Origin of the sequence: Kitasatospora aureofaciens, assembly GCF_001188955.3 — a bacterium.
GTDB classification, from domain to species: Bacteria; Actinomycetota; Actinomycetes; order Streptomycetales; family Streptomycetaceae; genus Kitasatospora; species Kitasatospora aureofaciens.
Window position 1 is genome coordinate 1 of record NZ_JPRF03000043.1, and the last position, 17,522, is coordinate 17,522.

Below are 17,522 nucleotides of genomic sequence, written 5' to 3' on the forward strand. Positions count from 1 at the left end.
CCCCCGCCCCCACACGCCATCACCAACAAGGGCCAGTGACATCAGCTGATTCCCAAGTGACAACAAACCGCAGATTCGCAGATGATATGGCGTAAATCCCCAGAAGAAGCGTCTCCCCCGGGGCCGGCACTCACCCGGGCGGCGGCCCCGGCAGCAGTCGCCAGGCGCAGCACGACCGGCACCGACACCGGGCGTCCCGGACAGGCCTCCCTAGGGCCCTGCCGCCCCGTGCCGAGGCGAGGCGTCAAAGATGCAAGAGCTGTCACCATCCCGACCCCCACACCACCCCAGGGGCCAGGGACACCCCGGACAACAGCCCCCAGACCGTCACACCCCGCCCCGTCAAAAGCGCCTGGACGGGGCGCAGCACAGGGCCATCGAAAACGCACGGGCATGTCACCAGACCCGCCCTCCCGAGACGCGCGGCATGTCACCGGAAAGCCATCCCCAGCCACTCGGGATTCCGAACGATACGCAACGCCACCCGTACCGGAATATATCGGCGAAAAACACCCAGGAGCCACCCTTCTGAAAAAATACGAGGCGCAGCACGGCGCAGGAACGCCAGAAAAGCAGGCGGTACCCCGGCAAAAGGCCGGGGCCTGGCGGCCCCTCAGAGAATGGCCGGGGGGTGTCGCCTGCGGCGCCACCAGGCGGCGGGTACCCGGGGCACGGGGCGGTGGGCCGGGCGGACGGTGAGTCGGGGCTGGCGCGGTGGCCTGCGGCCCCCGACCGGACCACAGACACCGACCCGGGGCCACGGGCAGGTCGGCCCAGGTGACCCGTCTCATCGGGAGCAGGGCAGAGGCACACAGCCCCGCCTGATGCCCCGCCACCAGGACGATCGACCCCCCAATGACACAACCCCACAGGCCCCGACCGTCGGCGGCCGGAACGACAGACCGGGACCGGCCTGCCACCGCGCCCCCGGCACCACCATCCGAAGGCCGGCCCCGACGGCGGCCGACACCTCACGGTCGACGGCCCAGACAGCGGCCCCGCGCCCGGACAGCACTCGTAGCCCCATCCAGCCCCCGGTCACACCCACCTTCGACCCAGAATAGAGCTGTCCGAGATCAACGGGCGTGGGTACCCGTAGGCTCCCGGCCATGCCCACCGAGAACAAGGCTCAGAACAGCCCGAAGCACTGGCAGGAGTGCACGGGTGCGTACGACTTCCTGGAGCAGGTGCGGCTCCGCCCTGGCGTGTGGCTGCCCGGCGGCTCACTGCGGCACCTGGAGTCGATGCTGATCGGCTATCGCGTGGCTTTGGGTGTCCACCGGGTCGAGGAGGACTTCGACTTCTGGCCTGAGAACTCGTTCAAGGAATGGCTCTGGCGCCACCTCGGTCGGCACAGCCCGCTCGGCTGGGCCGCCGAGATCGAGCGGGAGACGCCCGCGGGCTCGACACCCGTCGCGGAGTTCTTCCGGCTGCTGGACACATTCCGCGCCGAGCAGGACCGGCTCGCCGCCGGCCGACGGTCCCTGACAGCGCCCTCCGCGGCCGAACACCCGGCCATGCAGGTGGTCCGCATCGAGATCGAACGGCATGACTGGGACGCCATGGCATGCGGCTGCGGCCATCCCGCATCCGGTAGGCCGGGCCGGGCCGAGCTGGCGGTGCCCGGGCTCAACGACGCACCACCCCGCCGAACACCGGCGGCCCAGCCGGGACCACGAAGGCCGCCAGGCCGCCGGGCAGGGTCCCGCCAGCCAGCGCCGCAGGGCACCCCGAGCCGAGGACCTGGCCCAGCGCCGTGCTTCTCGCGGTCGCTGGGGTCGAGGTGGCCGTGCTCCAGGTGGAACACGGCGGCAACGGCGTTCATGCGCTGCCACTCGACGGCCCGCGGGTTGAACGCCCGGAGCTCCACCGTCTGGAGGATTCGCGCCGCATGCCGGCGGGCATCGATCTGCAGCCAGTCGACCGGCGACCGCTCCGCCGTCGCCGGCGGCTGCTCGCCCGCCCCGGCCTCTGCGGCCGCGCCGTCCTCAGAGACCTGCGCCATGGCGTGCTGGGGCTGGGCGCGGTGGGCACGCAGCTCGGTGTCCGGCCCATGACCCGGGCGTCGTGCGCGGCCAGGGCCCGCAGGACCCGCCAGATCGTGCGAAAGCCGGAGGCCTCGATCTCGGTGTCGGCTTCGGCCTTCACGACTTCGCGGCGTCCTTCACGTCGGCCGTTTTGTCGGCGCCGGCTGTCTCGTCACCGACCAGCGGGGTGGGAGGTATACGGGGATGATCCAGGAGACGTTGCCCTGCCGGTAGGACAGGCGCAGCGTGCGGCCGACGGCCTGGACGATGTCGATCACCGAGCTCTTGGGGTCGGCGAAGCAGACCGCGTCCACGGCGGCGACGTCGATCCCCTCCGTCAGCAGCCGGCTGTTGCAGAGGATGCCGCACTCTTCGCCGTCGTCGCCGGTGTGGGCCTTGAACTCCGGCGATGGCGCCCGGCGGGCCGGGCCGGCGAGCGGGGGCAGGTCGACGACCACAGGCACGTCGACCACGGCGGCGACACCGCTCGAGCGTGCCGCAGGCCGGACACGCACCCGGCGCCGCCGACACCCCCGGCCTCACCGCCGTCCAGTCCCTCACTCAGGTAGAACACTGGCCTGTCCTGCTCGCGCCAAGGGGGCCCTCGTTCCGGTGACGCTCGGGGTCAGCTGCCGCCCGTGTCCTTCAGGCGGGCGTCCCGGCCGCCGTCGGTCAGCTCCGCCCACCGCTCGTACTCCTGACGGACATACGGCCGCGCCGATTCCTCCCACCTGGAGGAGCCCGGCCCGGCCGGGCCCAGGACGAACCGCCCGTCGGCCAGGTCGAAGGCGACCAGCTCGTACGCCGTGCGCGCGGCCTCCGCGGCGTCGCACTCCTCACCGCTCTCCAGTGCCAGCCGGTCGGCCAGCGCTGCCCGGCGCAGCCGGAACTCGCGTTCCAGGGAGGCGCGCGGGTACTGGCCGCTGTGCCTGAGCGCGGTCTGCAGGCGGGTCACGGCGGTGTTCTCGGCCGCCGGTCCCAGGGCGGCGGCGTACGCGCTCTCCGGTAAGGGGGCCTCGGATCGCGCGCCCGCGCGGGGATCGTGCCCAATCAACTGCGACAGCTCCTCAGATCGTCGTGGCGAAGGCCGGTCCTGTCTTCGACCGGCCGCCCAGATTACCTTCCGCGTTCATCCGATGACGGCATGTCTACTAGCCAGTAGGAGGTGAGGAGATCAGGTGCCTTCTCCGCGCGAGCGCGGCGGCGTCCGACAAGAAGCAGCGCCCCTTCCGTCACCGCCGCGAGCCAGCGCTCGAACGGAGCGTCGCCCGCGGTCAACAGCCGTGAAGAGTGACGTGGCCGAGGAGCGGTCGGCCGCGTGACCCCCGGTCGGCCCCGGCGGTGTCCGGGGGCGGCGGTACGCTGCCCGGCCCCGAGAGGGCGCAGGAGGCCGCCACCGCCGGTGGCGGCCTTCCGGCATCTCAGACAGGGACGGCAATGACACGGTAGTCCGGGTGCCGCACCCGGCGATGTCGCTCGACCAACCGGCGGTGAGGCGAGGGCAGGGTCGCGAACCCGCCGCCGGCGGGGCCAGGCGGGTCAGCCGTCCAGTCTTGCGTACAGGCCGCGGCCCGGGCGCTGCGCCCGGCCGGCCTTGGTCAGGCGTTCCAGCATGGTGCGCACCGCGTTCACGGTGTCCGCCGACTCGTCGACTCCCAGTCGGGCGGTCACCTCCCGGGCGCGCAGCGGTCCGGGGGTGTCGGCCAGCACGCTCAGGACGCTGTCGGAGGTGGCACCGGTCGTTCGCCGCCTGGGCGCGGGCGCAGCCGTTTCGCTCTTGTCCGGGGCCGGCTCGGCGCCGGTCTGCACCGGCCTGGTGCCCGTGGCTGCGGCCGTCTTCTTCGCGCCGGTGCGCGGCCGCGCGCCGCCGGCGGTCTTCTTCGCCGCGGTCTTCTTCGCGGGGGCCGCCTTCTTTCCTGTGACCGTCTTCGCAGGGGCCGCCTTCTTGGCGGTGGCCTTCTTCGCCGTCTTCGTGACCGTGTCCGTGCCCGAGGTGCCCTCTTCGGCCAGCTCCCCGCCCCGGTCCAGCGCCGCCCCGGCTTCGGCCGCGAGCTGCTGCGGCCGGACCCCAGCGATGGCGTGCGCCTTTGGCCGGGTGCTGCCCGCCGGTGTGGTGTCCTGCGAGGTCGGCAGTCCGGCCAGGGCAACCGCGAGACCAGCCACCACTTCTGACCGCCGGTGCGTCCTCCGCGCCGCCCGCACATCCTGCGCCGCCTGCCCCGCCCGTTCCCCGGGCCGAGGCAGGCGGTGCAGCGACGGAGCGACGGAGCGACGCCGGCCCGACGTCGGCGGCCCGCACGCAGTTCCGCAGGGTCTCGTGATTGACCCCGATCTCCTTCGTGACCGCCGCGAACGTGCACCGGCCCCCCGAGGCCCGGTACAGCACGACGGCATCAACCACCCGGTCCGCAAGCGGAGACGGCATGGCGCGGGTGCACGACATCTCGCGCGAACCGGTAGCCGTACGGCGGGGGGTCGGCCGCGGTGGCCGTTCGCGGGAAAAGTGCACCCGCCCTATCGGGACGGCTGAACCGGGTCCCTGCGCCGGTCGCCGGAACGGCTACCGGGGGAAGCGGTTGCGGACGGTCCGGGCGACGTCGGTGCCTTCGAGCAGCGTGTGCAGCAGGCCGCTGAGGGTGGCGATGTCCGCGGCCGAGAGCGGTTCGGCCATCGCGGCGGCGATCCGGCCGGTCGCTTCGCCGAGCCGGTCGGCCAGGGACCGGCCTTCGGCGGTGAGTTCGAGCAGGACGGCGCGCTTGTCCTGCTCGTGGGGGAGACGGCTGACCAGGCCCCGTTGGACCAGCGAGTCGACCAGCCGGCTCGGGCTGCCCTGCTCGCACACGAGCAGACGGCCGAGGGCGGCGAGGGTGACGGGCTGGTGCTCCGCCAGCACGTCGAGCACCTCGGCCTGGGGCGGCGTCAGGCCCAGCGGGCGCAGGGCTTCGCCGAACCGGCGGCTGCCCTCGCGCTGGGCCGCCAGCAGGAGGTAGCGCAGCTCGTCGTGGGCGGCCCTGGAGGAGTGGCTGCGGTCGGCGGTCATGCGCGCTCCTTTGCTCTCGGCGGCTCCGGGGTCCGTCTGGTCCGCCTGGCGGCTCGGTCCGCCGCCCGAGTAGGGGGAAGCCAGTATATCAATGGCACGACATTGATGTCGCGACATCAATGACACAACATCGATGTTGTGTCATGATGTCTCGGTCGGCGGGAAGGCCCCGTCGGCGGGAAAGGGCATGGTCATGCGTAGTGACTTCGTGGTCCTCGGCGCCTCCGGCACCACCGGTGGCCTGATCACCGAGGAACTGGTCCGGCGGGGTCGGCGGGTCGTGCTCGCGGGCCGGAACGCCGCGCGGCTGGCGCGGACCGCGGCCCGGTTCGAGGCCGGGGCAGTGTCGGTTCTGGCGGTGGACCTGGCGGACCCCGCCTCGCTGATCGCAGCAGCCGGTGCGGGCAGGGTGCTGGTCAACACGGTCGGTCCGTTCGCCCGGCTGGCCCCGCCGGTGGTGGCGGCCTGCCTGGACACCGGCACCGCCTACCTCGACCTCGCCAACGAACGGGCAGCCGTGCGCGCCCTGCTCGACCGGGACGCCGAGGCCCGCGAACGCGACGCCACCCTGGTCACCGGAGCCGGGTTCGGCCCGGCCGCCACCGAGGCACTGGTGCTGGCCCTGCTGGGGACGGGCGTCGACGCGACCGCGGTGAAGGTCGCCACCGCCCCCCACAGCGCCCACGACACCGACGGTGTGCGCGGAACCGTCGCCGAGGCCATGGCCGAGGGGGCCACCCGCTACCGGGCCGGTGAACTGGTGCGCGCGCCGCTCGGCGAGGGCGCCACCACCCTCACCTTCGGCGGCGCCGCCCGGACCGTGATCCCCGTACCGGTCGGCGACCTGGAGGCGACGCGGGAGGCGAGCGGTGCACCGGAGGTCACCGCGTACGCGGTGCCGCGCGGCGCGGGAACGGACGACGGCCGCTCCCACGCCTACGCGGAACTCACCGACGCGGACGGGCGGGTGCACACCGCGCAGCTCAGCACCGGCGAGGGGTTCGCGTTCACCACGGCGGTCGCCGTCGCGACCGCCACCCGCCTCCTCGACGGCCCGCCGCCCGGCGCCTGGACGGCGGCGCGGCTGCTCGGCGCCGAACCGATCGCGTCCCTGCCCGGCACCACGATCCAGCTGGGCCGGTGAGCCCGATGACCACCGTGCACCGCCTGGGCGACCACCTGGTCAACTTCTACCTGGTCGACACCGGGCCCGCCCTCCTGCTGGTCGACGCCGGACTGCCCGCGCACTGGGACGGCCTCCGAACCGCGCTGCGCGACCTCGGCCGCCCGGTCACCGACATCGCGGCGGTGCTGGTCACCCACGGCCACCCCGACCACGTCGGCGTCGCCGAGCAGGTCCGTGCCGCCTCCGGCGCCGAGATCTGGGTGCACGAGTCCGACGCGCCGATCCTGACCGAGCCCCGACGGCTGAACAAGGTCTGGACCCCGGAGCGTTCGCTGCTCGGCTACGCGGTCCGCCGCCCGAACAGCCTGCGCGCGCCGCTGCACCTGGCCCGGGGCGGCGCCCTGCGCATCCCGCCGGTCCGCAGCCTGCGCACCTTCACCCACGACCGGCAACTCGACCTGCCCGGCGCGCCGCTCGCGATCCACACGCCCGGCCACACGCACGGCAGCACCAGCTACCTCTTCCCGGACGCCTCCGTCGCCTTCACCGGCGACGCCCTGGTCACCCACGACGCGGTGGCCGGCCGGGTCGGACCGTGCGTCATCTGCCGGGCCTTCACCCAGGACAGCACGACCGCGCTGGCCTCACTGGAGAAGATCGCCGAACACGACATCGCCACCGTGCTTCCGGGCCACGGCGAAGCCTGGACGGACGGCCTGGCACGGGCCGCGCGGCAGGCGGTGGCCGGCGGAATCCGTTAAGGGCCGCCAGGGAGATCCTGCCGGGCGCCCGACGCCGCACACCGATCCGACCATTCCGAACCGCCAGGAGGCCCTGCTGTTGTGAACGCCGTTCCTGCCGTGGGATCGCCCCGGCAGGAACGGCGTTCGTTTGAGCAAGCCCGCCGAACGGTGAGCGGCAGGCTGCTCGGAAGCGGCCTAACTCACGATCCAAACCTGGGCCGCCGCCGGGCGTGCGTCGCCGCAACTCCACTGGATGAGCTGGCTGCCGGCACCGCCGACCGTGTCGAGGCACAGATTGGTGCCCACGTGCCTGAACTTCGCGCCGATCTTCTGGTCGACGATCACGGCGGTCTCGACCCACTGTTCCGACGCCAGCCCGTCACAGAGGTACTCGTCGACGGCCTCGCCCGGAACGCTGGTGCCGTTGTTGACCTCGGCGCAGTACCCGCTCGCCTGATTCACCAGGTAGTAGGTGTCCGCCGAACCGGCCGACACGAACGCCCAGTTCTGCGTGCTGGAGCCGTTGCAGTTGGCCAGCTGAAGTCTGACGTTGAGCACCCCGCCGGGCGCGTCCACGCATTGGCTGTAGGCCATGTTCTTGATCGTGTGATAGCTACTCGCGGCAGCGGCGGCTGTGACACGGGCGGACACTCCCGCCGTAGAGTCCGGCGTCGGCACGGCGGCACTCGCTCCCGTCGCCAACGTGACCATGCCCGCGCAGCTCAGAAACGTCGCCGCCAGGACGGTGATCCTGTTCTGGATCTTCATCGTCGCAACTCCTATGATTTGTCGGAAACCCGATTTCGTCTCGCTCGTGGACAGTGTGTTCCGGCGGTTGGAAAAGGCTCACTGCCTGCGGGTGGGATCGACCATGCGAGTTCCCTTCGGGGCCAGCTGGCCACGTAACAAGGTTTGCGGTTCGGCTGGTTGTTGTGCAGCCCATTTTTCGCCGATTATGCAAGCCTTCTCCCCCTGCGCCAGGAGCACCACCGTTTGACTTGTCGAACGGAAACCCGATTTCGTCTCGCTCGTGGACAGTGTTCCGGCGAAAGCGCGCAGTCGCCCTCTGTTCCGCTCAGCGGACCAGCCATCGCTTCCTGGCTTGTTCCTCTACGTCCGAACCAACGCGAGAGGTTGGAAAAGGCTCACTGATCCAATCGGTCACCAAGGAGGTCGTGCTCACAGGAAGCGGGAAAGGCAGTTGCATCGGCGCCATACTGGCACCGAGAGCGCCGCCCGCGCCCGCTACGGCAAAGTCCGCCTCCTGTGGCCACCACCCCCAGAACCCCCTGACCGCCGCCGCCCGCCCCACCCACACGAGCGGCCGGCACCAGCCGGACGCGAGAACAAGAGCACAGCGCAGCGCCCGACCACACCGACCAACGCCCCCCACCACCACAACCACCACCACCAGGCAGGGGCCCCGGGAAGGTAAGTCCGGGTGGTGAGTTCGGCCCGTTACCCCCGATGAGCAGCGCAAACAGGCGGCAAGCGGAGACGGAGGCCGGTGGCCGAACCGCACCGCGGACCGAACCCCCAGCCGGATCCCGTGCCGAACGACGAGCCGAACCCCCGGCCGAACAAGGCGCACGGCGCGTCGGCGACGGCAGGGCCGAGTGAGGCAGGGCCTTGCCCATGTTGGCGCAGCGGATAGGGCCCGGGGTCGCGGGGGGTGTGCGATCCGGGCAGAAGGAACGAGGCGATCCGCCGCGCGTCCTGGTGGAAACGCGCGTCTGACTCAACGAGCGGACTTGGCCGAAGGCACGCGCGCGACGGCCCGGCCCCGGACGAAGCAGGAGTGCAGGCCCGCACGTGAGCTGACGGCCCTGTGGTCACGGGTGCTTGTCGTACCGCTCGTCAGTGCCGGTCGTTGTACCGAGCATGGCGATCGCAGAACGGAACTGGTGGACGCGGGCGCGGGTGCGTTTCCTGGAGGAAGTCGACGTCCAGACGGTGCACCCACGGCGCCGGCGGGTCTTCCGGCGGGGGGAGGAGGAGGTGATGGTCCAGTGGGGCCTCGCCGGACGCCGGGTGGACCGGGGCATCTGGTGGACAAGCATCGACGTCAACGGCGCGTACATCGTGATGGCCCCCTCGGTCGAGGTCCTCGAAGTACTGGAGGAACAGCCGCCCACCAGCTGGTGAACCGGTGGTGGTGAACCGGCGGGCGCGCATCCCGAGGTCCCGGGATGCGCGCCCGCGTGCCACTACGGAAAGGGGGGAGCCGTAGGTGCTCGGCCACTGTAGCGGACCGCAGCCATGACAAAACAGAGCGTCAGGAAGACGGAGGGCGCCCAGCACGGGGCGTCCCACCGAGCGGTGGCGTCCGGTAGACCGGGCCGGGCCGGGCCGGCGATGCCCGGGTTCCACGACGCACCACCCCGCCGAACACCGGGCCGTCCCCGGCGGCCCAGCCGGGGACCGCGAAGGCCGCCAGGCCGCCGGGCAGGGCCCGGCAGCCAGCGCCGCAGGCCACCCCGACCCGACAGCGCACCACCAACACCCCCACCACCAGGAGGACAGGGGCGCGCAGAAAGGGTTGTCAGAATTTCCGGCCACCTTGGTGGGCCCTGTGAGCTGCGCAGATGCCACCCCGCGCCCGGGGCGGGGGTGCTGGCATCAGGAGCTACATCAGGAGTCACATCGGGAGCTACATCAGGAGCTGCATCGGGAGGCCCGGAAGGGCCGTTCCCGGGCCGTGTGGGGGCCGGCCGGACGGCGCGTCAGGGGCGCGGTGATCGCCGTCAGGGGCCGCCTGTGGGGCATCGATCGGGCCAGGGGGGCGGTGTCGGATCCGGTCGGCGTCGACAGTCCAACCGGACCGTGATGACGCTGTTTGAACCTCCCCAGGTGGTGCTGGTGGGTGACCCAAACCTGCTGGGCTTGGTTCACCACCCTTCGGGTGGTGACGCGGTGTCCAAGGCTCAGGCGGTCCCCAGGCCGCGATCCTTCGCGTGGGCGGGTGAGCCGGGGGTCGGCGAGGTCATGTCCTGGAGGCCGAGGACGGTCAGGAGCCGGAGCTTGTCGGCGGCTTCGCTGTCGGGGGCGGCGGTGAAGACGATGATGCGCAGGTCCGCGCCATGGAGGGTGAGCACGTCGCAGTCGAGTTCGATCGCGCCGACCTGGGGGTGGTCGATGGTTTTACGCCCGCTGGCGTGGTGGGCGACGGCGGAACCGTCCCACAGTCGGGCGAAGTCGGTGTTCGACCGGCGCAGGTCGCGGATCATGGCGGCCAGTTGGCGGTCGGCCGGGTAACGGGAGGCGACGTCGCGCAGGTCGGCGACCAGGGAGGCCCGGTGCTCCTCCGGGTCGGGGTGCCGGATCCTGCCGGGGTCGTTGTGGAAGATGCGCCAGACCAGGTTCGTCTCGCGGCCGGCGCGGCGTCGCGTCTCGCCGTGCAGGGCCGCCCACAGGTCGTTGTGCTCCAGCAGGGTCCAGGCCGCGTCGAAGACCGCGATCGGCACGTCGGCCAGGCGGCTGAGCAGCCGCTGCACGTCGGGGCCGATCAGCTGGGGGACGGTCCCGTCGAGCTCGGCGGCGTGGCCGGCGAGCCGGCACGCCAGCGTGAACTCGGCGTCGGTCAGGCGCAGGGCGCGCGACAACGCCCGCAGGACGTCGGCACTGGGGTGCGCGCGGCCCTGTTCGAGGCGTTTGACGTAGTCGGGCGATACACCGGCCAGCCACCCCACCTCCTCGCGCCGCAACCCCGGGGTGCGGCGGGCGCCGCGGGCGAAGGGAGAACCGACGTCTTCCGGGCGGACCCTGGCACGCCAGGAACGCAACATCGCCGCCAGATCCGGTCCCTCGCTCACAGCTGCATTCTCGATGGTCACGGCCCTGATTGTCGACGTGCCGCCGGGCTCCTCGGGTGGCCCAACCTGGGCCACGCTGCCCGGACTCCCGCGGGCCAGACTCGATCCGGGACCGCGACGGCGACCTGCCCTGGTAACCGGGCCGCTACCCGCTCATCCATCGCTCCACCACCCATCGGTCCCGAAAGGATCCGTCATGTCCTCCTTCCTCGTCATCGGAGCCACCGGAAACGTCGGCAGCGCCCTGATCCCCCAGCTCCACGAGCAGGGCCACCACGTGCGGGCCCTGGTCCGCAGCGCCTCGCGCGCCGAACTGATCCTGGCCGGCATCGACATCGCCATCGGCGACCTGGACGACGCCGAGAGCCTGACCGAGGCTGCCAGCGGCGTCGACGGCGTCTTCTTCATGCAGCTCGCCCCGCTGCCCGCACAGGCCGAGAACATGATCAAGGCCGCCCGCACCGCCGGAGTGCGCAAGATCGTGGTGCTGTCCTCCATCGGTACCGTCCTGGAACCGCTGCCCGTGATCGGAGCCAGGATCGCCGCCCGCGACCAGGTCTTCCGCGACTCCGGGCTCGACGTCACCTACCTGCGCGCCAACGCCCTGATGTCGAACTCGCTGTGGTGGCTGCCCACGATCCGCGACGAGGGCCGCGTCTACGACGCGAGCGACCCCGGCAAGACCGTGCCCGTCGACACCTTCGACATCGCCCGCGTCGCCGCCGTCGCACTCACCCAGGACGGCCACGCCGGCCGCGCCTACATCCTGAACGGCCCGCAGGCGCTCACCGCCCGCGAGCAGGTGGAGATCCTCGCCGACGTCCTGGGGCGGCCGATCGAGTTCGTGCCGGTCACCCCCGAACAGTTCGCCCAGCACAGCATCGAGCAGGGCATCCCGCGCGAGATGGCCGCAGCTGTGCAGAACCTCAACGAGCTCTTCCGCGCCGGACGCGCCGGAGTCATCAGCGACGACATCACCAACCTCACCGGCGTCGCCCCGCGGACCTTCCGCCAGTGGTGCGAGGAACACGCAGGCGAATTCCACTAAGACGCCGCGACGGACGGCCCCGGGGCCATGACCGGCCGCCGTCCGAGTTTCGGCGACGCGCCAAGCATCGACGCCATAGGCAGGGAGATCAGGCGCACCCGAGCACCCGGAATGTTCCCCAGCGCACAGATCACCAGGGCCCGGCGAACTTCGGTCGCCGGGCCCTCAACACGCCGCTGCCCCCTGCCAAGACCCCTCACTTCGTTGCCCAGTGGACGATCTGAGGCGGCCAGCATCCCTGGTGAATTTCGACCATCCTCATCAACCGGGGGAGGGCCTGGCGGAGGATCGCCGCCGGTCCGGACAGACGGAGCCCGGGGGCGTCCGGCGTTCGCCGGGCGCTCACCAACCATCACGGCCCCGCAGGGTCAGACCCCTGCCGACCGGACCGTCACCCACCACCGCCCCACCACCTACCAGCAAGCCGGGGAAAGGAACGGACAGAAGGGGTTGTCGCATTTTCCCCCCGTCCAAAAGCGGCCGCTGAGCTGCGGAAACGCGCGAACGCGGCCAGAAGCGGCGGGATACGTACGGTGGTGCCGTCGGTGCCGCCTACGGTGGCACCTGCGGTGGTGCCTACGTGGAACCAGCGCGGAACCGGGGGGAGCGCCGTGGGTCGGCCGGTCGACGCGGACGGCTTCGCCGGACGCACCGAAGAACCACCGGCCCGCCGCAGGCGCGAGGCCCGAACCGAACCGACCGACCCACCTCCACCACCAGGACAAAGGACAGAAGAAGGGGTTGTCGGCATTTCCGGCCCACCCAAAACAGCCCCCGACATGCGGTGATGCCGTGCCGGGCAGGATCACCATGCACCCACAAGACCACTCACAAAACGCGGGCGCCGCGGGTGTCGAGTTCACCGACCGGGAGCGGGTGCGCGCGTGGTACGACTCCCCCGCGTACCGGGAGATCCTCCCGCTGCGCACCCGCCACATGGTCGCCGACGCGATCTTCGCCGACGGGGTGCCCGCGGGTTAACGGGGCGCGGACTCGCTGGCGCACTGAGCGCCGGCGGGGCGCTCGCGGGTGACGAGGTCGGTGCGTCCGGCGGTGGCGTCCAGCCACACGACGCGGGTGCCGCGATCGGCGACGGGCGAGTCCTGGGAGCCTCGGTCGCAGGAGACGCGCTCGGGGGCGCCGCCGGTGAGCGGGAGCTGCCACAGCTTGGCGGTCTGGGCGTTGGTCCAGTCGTCGTGGACCCGCCCGATGCGCGAGACGTAGGTGACCGCGCGCTCGGAGACGGTGAGCTGGTACGGCTCGGGGGCGGTGGAGTCGGCTGGCAGGAGGTCGGTGATGCCTGAACCGTCCAGGGCGCCGGAGCGGATCGTGGCGCGCCCGGTGGGCGGGGTCTGGACCCACAGCATGCGGCCGCCGGCCAGGTGGACGGCGTCGGCCAGGTTCTTCGGGTCGGCGGGCACGTACTGGGCGGTGACCTTGCCCTCGGCGAGCGAGTACGCGGTCGGCGCGTTGACGTAGTCCTGGCCGGACATCCAGTTCTCGGTCCAGGCGAGGACGCCGCCGTTCAGGTCGAGGCCGCCCACGCCGTGACCGGCGGGCAGCGGGATCACCGTCTCCGGGGAGCCGTCACCGTGGACGACGTGGATGCGGGTGGTGTCGGTGGTGAAGTCCCGGAGCGTGTAGACGATGTCGCCGCCGGCCGTGCGGATGTTCTGCGGCTCCTGCCGGGCGTCGTGGTAGATGCTGCGCACCGGGCCGGCGCCGGTCAGCGGCGCGCTCAGCAGCTCGTAGCCGAAGACGCCCTGGGCGTCTTTGCCGACGGCCTTCCACACCGCGTTCGTGCCGTCGGTGGCCGCCCAGCTGTGGTAGCGGCCGTCGTCGGGGCTCAGTCGCACCGGGGTGGCGCTGCCGGTGACGGTGCCGGTGTACAGGGCGGTGCTCTTGCGGGTGGCGTCGGCGTTGGCGAGCATCACCCAGTGACCGTCGGCGACCACCGGGGCGGCCATGTTGTTGGTGATGCCACTGAGCAGGACGTGGCTGTCCAGGCCGAGCTTGCGCTGCCAGCCGGCCTTGATGCCGTGGGCGTCGAACGCGGCGGCGACGGTGCGCAGCTGGGCGTGGGTCAGGCCACTGGCGCGGCCAGCGGCCAGGACGGCGTTGCGGCCGGCGACGAAGTCGTCGAGCGGGGTCATGTACTCGGTGAGCGCGCGGTAGATCACGCGGTCGGCGACCAGCGGGTCCAGGGTGCGCCGGATGTCCCACAGGGCTCCGCCGAAGATGGTGGAGTTGAGGTGCACGCCGCCGCTGTCGGTGCTCAGGGAGGCGCCGACGTAGTCGTCGACGGTGGTGTGGTGGTCGTCCAGGTGGCGGGTGGCGCAGGCCCGCGGGGTGCCGGTGCGGCACAGGCCCTCGCCCAGCAGCGCGGCCCTGGGGTCGTCCATCGCGATGCCGCGGGTGGTGACCTCGATGGCGTTGCCGAAGTAGTCGGCGAGCGCCTCGTCCATGGCGCCGGACTGGCCGAGGTAGGCGAAGTTGGCACTGTTGGTGATGACGCCGTGGGTCATCTCGTGGGCGGAGACGTCGAGGGCGGCGGCGAACGGGAAGTACTTGTCGTCGCCGCCGCCGTAGATCATCTTGCTGCCGTCCCAGTAGGCGTTGGGGAAGGCGCGCCCGCCGGCGGTGACTCCGGTGACGGAGACGATCGGGCTGTTCTTGCCGTCCAGGCTCAGACGGCCCAGGCGGTCGCGGTAGAAGTCGTAGACGATACCGGCGTTGACGTGCGCGTCGGTGGCGCCGTCGGTGCCGGTGGCGGCGGGGAAGTCGGGGGTCGGGGAGCTCGCGGGGTGGGCGTCGGCGGGGATGCGGTCGAAGTCGCCGACGTCGCGGCCGGCCGCGTCGTAGGTGGTGATCGCGGCGGGACGGGTGAGGTCGGTGAGCTGGTAACTGCCGTCCGCCTGGCGGGCGATGTTGACGCTCACGCTCTTGCCGTGGACGTCGGGGGCGGTGCCGGTGGCGGGGGTGACGGTGGCCGGGGCCGGGTCGGGGGCGGCCGCGGAGGGTGCGACGGCCTCGGGGCGGGCGGCGGCCGCGGAGGGGGTGCGGGCATCGTGGGCGAGGACGACGACGCCGGCGGTGGCATCCACGTAGACGTCACGGGTCAGGGGGGTGCCGTCGGCGCCGGCCCCGCGCACGGTGTAGTGGCGGGTCAGCTTCCCGGCGCCGTCGGGCAGGATCACCAGGCCGGCGTCATCGGCGGTGGCCTTGGCGCGGGCGGCGTCCGGCAGCGCGCCGAGCGCGGCGGTGCGCAGCAGCTCGTCCGCGACGGTGGGCTCGGTGGGGGCGGCGAGGCTGGTGAAGAACTTGCCGCCGACCGCCTCGACGTGCTGGGCCGCGCCGTCACCGGCGAGGTGGACGAGGTACTGGGCGCCGAGCACGGGGACGCCGCCCTCGTTCTGCTGGAATCTGACGGTGCGCCGTCCGTCGGGGCCGCTCTCGGTGCCGGCTTCGGCGAGCTGGGCGGGGTCGACCCGGTAACGGTCGCGGTGGGCGGCCAGGTGGGCGCGGGCGGCAGCGGCCGGGTCGCCGGGGGCGGGATCGCTCAGGCCGGTGACCAGCTGCGGGGCGGCGGTGTCCTGCCCGGTGACCACGCCGGGGACGGGGTCGCCGGCGGCCTGCGCGGGCGCGGTGTCGGCGGCGGCGGTCGGGACGGCCAGGGCGGCCAGGCTCAGGGCGGCGGCTATGCCGGCGCCGAGGGCCTTGGGCGTGCGGGCGTGACGGTGCACTGCGCTCCTCTCACGGAACGGGAACACGGGAATCGGCGGTGGCGCCCTGCCCGTCGCCGGTCGGCTGACGGTGTGCCAGGGCCACGTCACGAACATAAGCTATCGCTCGGCATATGTCGAACAACTACCTATTGGGACTCCGGGAGCCCCGGCCCTCAGGCGGCTCTCTGACCGTGGAGGAGGAACGGGAGGGCACGGCCGGCGAGGGCGTCGGCGACGCGGGCGGCCTGGGCGGGGGCCATGGCCCGACCCAGCTCACGGACGGGGACGAAGCGGGCGCCGGCGGGGCGGCCGTCGGCGATGCCACCGTCGAAGACGAGGTTGATGCGCTCCAGGTAGCGGTCGGGGGGGTGTAGTCGACGGCGAGGACATGGGTGAGGCGGCGGGAGAGGCCGGTCTGGGCGAGCAGGTGGTGGGCGGCGGCCTCGTGCGGGAGTTCACCGGAACGGGCGGCGCCGCCGGGGAGGATCAGGCCGTCCAGGTAGAGCACGGCGTTGGCCGTGCGGGCGGCCTCCAGCTGTTCTTCGGCCTCCCGTTCCAGGCGCTCCTCGCGGTCCTGGTGGCAGGGCCAGCAGCGGCCGCCGGGGCGGCGGGTCCACTCGACCTGTCCCTGGCGGCCGTATTCCCAGGTGCTCTCCTGCTCGGGAACGTCGCCGCAGTCGATGCAGACCAGGGAGTCCATCAGCTCCTGGTGGGCCTTGTGCTCCTCGTCCTCGCGGGCGGCCTGGCGCAGGTCGTAGGCGGCTCGGTTGTTCGGGTTCTCCAGCGCCTCGATGAGGGAGTGCCGGCCCGAGCGGCCGAAGCGCCACCACACCGGCCCGAGCGGCCCGTGCTCGGCCAGCAGCTCCAGGGTAGTCGCGACGATGGGCACGGCGTCGTCGTACTCGCGCCACCCGTCGTCGTTGTAGTCGCGGACCTCCCTGCACCAGCGGCCGCGCCAGCAGTCGGCGGACAGGTCCGCGACTGCCTGCTGCCGGTTGGCCAGCGCGACGGGTCCGGCGTCGGTGACGACCAGGGCGACCGGCGGGTACCCGGCCCGGGTGTGGCCGGGCCAGGTACGGCGCCACCAGTGCACCGTCCGGTCGGCCGGCTCCCGGTCAGCGAGGGCCGGGTCGTTGTCGCGGACCCTGGTGCGGAACAGCTCGCGGTACCGGGGGAACTTCGCGGCGACGTCGGCCGGGGCCATGGTCGAGCGGTTGACCTCGACCATCAGCACCGGCACCCCGATCTCCGGGGCCTGCCACACCCCGTCCGGGCGTACCTTGCGCCGGCCGCCCGGCAGCAGGAACTCGACCTCGGTCGCCCAGGACCGCACCGTGCCCACCCCGCCCGCCGCCCCGGGTGGGCAGCGACCAGCTGAAGGAGGCAGTTGTCGTTCCAGGTGCTGTTCCGCCGGGCAGCGAGCGGGACCAGCAGATCCGCAGGCGCGGCAGCGTTCCGGGCGATCGCGTGCCAGACGAACGGGTACTCCGCCCTGGCCAGTCGGCGCAGGACGTCAGGGTCCGAGGTCCGCTCGGCCAGCCGCCTGTAGTCCCCGCCGTCGTGGAGGTGCCGCGGTGCCTCGGTGTCTTCCGCCTGCTCGCCCATGTCGGCAGCAGAGGCTAGCAGTGTTCAGCCCCGGGCGGTCGGGTGCTCGGGGCACTGTCCGGCAAGGCGGGCAGCGGCCCCAGCGGGCAGCAGTGCCCGGGCCCCAGGTCGGATGCGAACGGGACGGTGACGAGCGCCGAGACGGGCGGCGAGGCGGCCGCGGGGAACCGCCCATGCCACGCGCGAGGCATCCCCGACGACGTCCACCAAGACGGCGCCAAGACAGCCCGGACCACAAGCTCGCCGGGCGCAGCGGGGCGCAGCACGACGACGGCCGGGACCGCGCCGAGAACGGCGACCAGGACGGCGGCCACGCACCGGACGCCCCCTGATGACTCGCGCGAGCCATCCCCACCACGCCGACAGACGGCAGCGCCACCGAACAGCACGCCCACC

At 72.5% G+C, this 17,522-nt stretch carries 14 protein-coding genes; 5 read left to right on the top strand and 9 right to left on the bottom strand.

Annotated features, from left to right (window positions below):
- Positions 1 to 1,223: 1,223 nt before the first annotated feature.
- The 5 genes from HS99_RS45220 to HS99_RS26260 form a co-directional block, all read right to left on the bottom strand.
- Complete coding sequence (locus tag HS99_RS45220; RefSeq protein ID WP_157846623.1) at positions 1,224 to 1,550, bottom strand: hypothetical protein; 327 nt, start codon at positions 1,548 to 1,550, stop codon at positions 1,224 to 1,226.
- Positions 1,551 to 2,164: 614 nt separating this feature from the next.
- On the bottom strand, positions 2,165 to 2,500 hold the full coding sequence (locus HS99_RS26245; protein WP_030558233.1) for a helicase-related protein: 336 nt from the start codon (positions 2,498 to 2,500) through the stop codon (positions 2,165 to 2,167).
- 152 nt (positions 2,501 to 2,652) lie between these two features.
- Positions 2,653 to 2,982, bottom strand: a complete 330-nt coding sequence (locus HS99_RS26250) for a hypothetical protein (RefSeq protein ID WP_141763811.1) — start codon at positions 2,980 to 2,982, stop codon at positions 2,653 to 2,655.
- A gap of 584 nt (positions 2,983 to 3,566) precedes the next feature.
- Positions 3,567 to 4,190, bottom strand: a complete 624-nt coding sequence (locus HS99_RS45225; RefSeq protein ID WP_157846622.1) for a type IV toxin-antitoxin system AbiEi family antitoxin domain-containing protein — start codon at positions 4,188 to 4,190, stop codon at positions 3,567 to 3,569.
- A 397-nt stretch (positions 4,191 to 4,587) separates the two neighbouring features.
- Complete coding sequence (locus HS99_RS26260; RefSeq protein WP_046387077.1) at positions 4,588 to 5,067, bottom strand: MarR family winged helix-turn-helix transcriptional regulator; 480 nt, start codon at positions 5,065 to 5,067, stop codon at positions 4,588 to 4,590.
- Between the two features lie 187 nt (positions 5,068 to 5,254).
- Here HS99_RS26260 and HS99_RS26265 point away from each other — a divergent pair, with 187 nt between their 5' ends.
- A complete protein-coding gene (locus HS99_RS26265; protein ID WP_030558227.1) occupies positions 5,255 to 6,211 on the top strand; it encodes a saccharopine dehydrogenase NADP-binding domain-containing protein in 957 nt (318 codons plus the stop codon).
- Positions 6,212 to 6,216: 5 nt separating this feature from the next.
- Entirely contained in the window at positions 6,217 to 6,954 is a 738-nt protein-coding gene (locus HS99_RS26270) for an MBL fold metallo-hydrolase (protein WP_030558226.1), read from the top strand.
- 177 nt (positions 6,955 to 7,131) lie between these two features.
- Here HS99_RS26270 and HS99_RS26275 read toward each other — a convergent pair whose 3' ends face one another.
- Positions 7,132 to 7,704: an RICIN domain-containing protein gene (locus tag HS99_RS26275; RefSeq protein ID WP_030558224.1), complete on the bottom strand. Its 573-nt coding sequence runs from the start codon at positions 7,702 to 7,704 to the stop codon at positions 7,132 to 7,134.
- 1,113 nt (positions 7,705 to 8,817) lie between these two features.
- On the opposite strand from HS99_RS26275, the gene HS99_RS26280 reads away from it, so the two are divergent.
- Positions 8,818 to 9,081: a hypothetical protein gene (locus HS99_RS26280; RefSeq protein WP_046386466.1), complete on the top strand. Its 264-nt coding sequence runs from the start codon at positions 8,818 to 8,820 to the stop codon at positions 9,079 to 9,081.
- A gap of 779 nt (positions 9,082 to 9,860) precedes the next feature.
- Here the strand turns inward: HS99_RS26280 and HS99_RS26285 are convergent.
- On the bottom strand, positions 9,861 to 10,769 hold the full coding sequence (locus tag HS99_RS26285) for a helix-turn-helix domain-containing protein (protein ID WP_223886201.1): 909 nt from the start codon (positions 10,767 to 10,769) through the stop codon (positions 9,861 to 9,863).
- 175 nt (positions 10,770 to 10,944) lie between these two features.
- On the opposite strand from HS99_RS26285, the gene HS99_RS26290 reads away from it, so the two are divergent.
- Complete coding sequence (locus tag HS99_RS26290; protein WP_030558221.1) at positions 10,945 to 11,796, top strand: NAD(P)H-binding protein; 852 nt, start codon at positions 10,945 to 10,947, stop codon at positions 11,794 to 11,796.
- Between the two features lie 810 nt (positions 11,797 to 12,606).
- Positions 12,607 to 12,777: a DUF1330 domain-containing protein gene (locus HS99_RS47000; protein ID WP_078938848.1), complete on the top strand. Its 171-nt coding sequence runs from the start codon at positions 12,607 to 12,609 to the stop codon at positions 12,775 to 12,777.
- Here HS99_RS47000 and HS99_RS26300 read toward each other — a convergent pair.
- Together HS99_RS26300 and HS99_RS26305 are read right to left on the bottom strand one after the other, a co-directional pair.
- The gene (locus HS99_RS26300; protein ID WP_030558219.1) at positions 12,774 to 15,539 is read right to left on the bottom strand and encodes a M4 family metallopeptidase; all 2,766 of its coding nucleotides are present in this window, start codon (positions 15,537 to 15,539) and stop codon (positions 12,774 to 12,776) included. The genes HS99_RS47000 and HS99_RS26300 overlap by 4 nt on opposite strands.
- 124 nt (positions 15,540 to 15,663) lie before the next feature.
- On the bottom strand, positions 15,664 to 16,854 hold the full coding sequence (locus HS99_RS26305; protein ID WP_063737930.1) for a helix-turn-helix domain-containing protein: 1,191 nt from the start codon (positions 16,852 to 16,854) through the stop codon (positions 15,664 to 15,666).
- Positions 16,855 to 17,522: the final 668 nt, after the last annotated feature.